At 69.1% G+C, this 1,863-nt stretch carries 2 protein-coding genes and 1 pseudogene; 1 reads left to right on the top strand and 2 read right to left on the bottom strand.

Annotated elements, in window-relative coordinates; genetic code table 11:
• Positions 1-35: 35 nt before the first annotated feature.
• Positions 36-242: pseudogene (locus B9G38_RS16810) on the bottom strand (hypothetical protein); the annotation flags it as partial.
• Between the two features lie 152 nt (positions 243-394).
• Between B9G38_RS16810 and B9G38_RS16805 the strand changes: the two are divergent.
• On the top strand, positions 395-1,405 hold the full coding sequence (locus tag B9G38_RS16805; protein ID WP_086221130.1) for a PrsW family intramembrane metalloprotease: 1,011 nt from the start codon (positions 395-397) through the stop codon (positions 1,403-1,405).
• Between the two features lie 30 nt (positions 1,406-1,435).
• On the opposite strand, the gene B9G38_RS16800 is transcribed toward B9G38_RS16805, so the two are convergent.
• A partial coding sequence (locus B9G38_RS16800) for an ROK family protein (RefSeq protein ID WP_143415603.1) occupies positions 1,436-1,863 on the bottom strand: 428 nt, incomplete at its 5' end.

The following is a 1,863-nucleotide window of genomic DNA, read 5'->3' as shown; positions in this document are numbered from 1 at the left end:
CCCTACTACTCGGACATGGAGATGGCTCACAGCGCGTCGGCGGTCGGGTGCTCCTGCGTCTCCGACGCGCTGTGAGCCATCTCCATGTCCGAGTAGTAGGGACCGTCCGCGTTGAAGAACGCCCGGAGCCGGTCGGCGTCCCGCGCGACGAGTTCGGCGACGCGGTCCGAGGCCTCGGCGACGGCGTCCGCGTCCAGTCCGGCCTCGCGAAGGGCGCGCTGGACCCGTGGATCGAAGTGCATACCCGCCCTTCGGGCGCCGCCGTTTCAATCCTGTCGGCCGGGACGTTCCGCCGCGCCGGACGGGGCCGCGCGTTCCCGGTTCCGACCGGTTCCGCGTCGCGAGCTTTCCGCCGACACCGACGGTTAAGTCGCCGTGGGGGCAACCGACTCGCATGCCATCAGAAGAGGACCCGATCGCGTCCCGGGCCGACGACGACCGCGACCTCTACGACGTCGCGACGTGGGAGGAGCGGACCTCGCTCGACGGCCTCTCCGTCGCGCTGTACTGGCTCCTCACCCGTTCGGCGAAGGCGGGCGTCGTCTTCGTCGCCTTCGTCGGGCTCCTCGCGATCCTCGGCTCGTTCGGACTGGGTCTCATCTTCAACTTGGGCATCGCGATGCTCCTCGGCCTCTCCGCCGTTCCCGCGCTCGGGCTGGCCGCGTACGTGTACCGCTCCGACGTCACGACGGCCGAGCCGCTGTCGCTGCTCGTCGCCACGTTCCTGCTCTCGATCCTCACCGCGACGTTCGCGGCGATACTCAACAGCGTCCTCCAGCCGTACTTCGGGCAGCTGGGCTTCCTCGGGCTCGTCCTCTTCTTTTTCGTCGTCGTCGGCCCGATAGAGGAGTCGGTGAAGCTGCTCGCGGTGCGGCTGTACGCGTACACCGACGACCGCTTCGACGCCGTCATCGACGGCGCCGTCTACGGCGCCATCGCGGGGCTCGGCTTCGTCGTCATCGAGAACTTCGTGTACATCGCGCAGAACGTCGACATGGCGGAACTGACGCTCAGCGTCGCGGCGCTCGGAGCGGGTGACGGCATCGCGGCCCTCCGCGCGCTCGCGGGACCGGGACACGTCGTCTACTCGGCGTTCGCGGGGTACTACCTCGGGCTCGCGAAGTTCAACCCCGAGAACCGCGGGCCGATCATCGTCAAGGGACTCGTCCTCGCGGCGGCGATCCACGCGCTATACAACACGCTCGTCGGCCCGGTGACCGGGATCGCCTCGGGGCTGTTCGGCGTCCCACAGATCCTCGCGCTGTTCGGCTTCGTCGTCGTCTTCCAGGGCGCGTTCGGGTACGTCCTCCTCAGGAAGATCTGGCGGTACCGCGACGCGTACCTCGACACGCGCGACGCGGTGGGCGCGGACGTTAAGCCGGAGCTCGACGAGTTCGAGCAGTAGGGCCAGAAACGGTCTCGTTTCGGCCTTCCGTCAGGGCGCGTTCTCGACCCGCGAGCGGTCGCCGGTGCCGCCCGTCAGCGCGCTCGCGAGGGCGCCTTTCACCACGACGTCGTCGCCGAGGTCGGTGAGCCGCACCTCGGGGACGTTGATGAACACCATCTCCGGGAGCTTCTCGCGGATCGGGTCGAGGACGCGGTCGGGGTTGTTGAGCGCGACCGCGCCGCCGACGCTCACGACGAGCGGGGCGTACGCGTGGATGACGTTGGCGATCCCCATGGCGTTCCAGTGGGCGACCTGGTCGATCACGTGGTCGGCGAAGGTGTCCTCGCCGGCCGCCTCGAACACGTCGACCGCGGAGAAGTCCGGGTCCTCGATCGGGAGGCTCGTGTCGACCGGGTCCTCCGCGTGGAGCTCGCGGGCGTACTCCGGGATGTTGTTGCCGGAGCAGTACCCCTCCC

The organism is Halorubrum sp. SD612 (assembly GCF_002135005.1).
The sequence above is the reverse complement of the archived record's forward strand: the minus strand, read 5'-3'. Positions and strand labels throughout refer to the sequence as shown.

Bases quoted from the DNA above. Each gene is read 5' to 3' on its own strand.
- B9G38_RS16805 (WP_086221130.1), top strand. From the start codon at position 395: ATGCCATCAGAAGAGGACCCGATCGCGTCCCGGGCCGACGACGACCGC.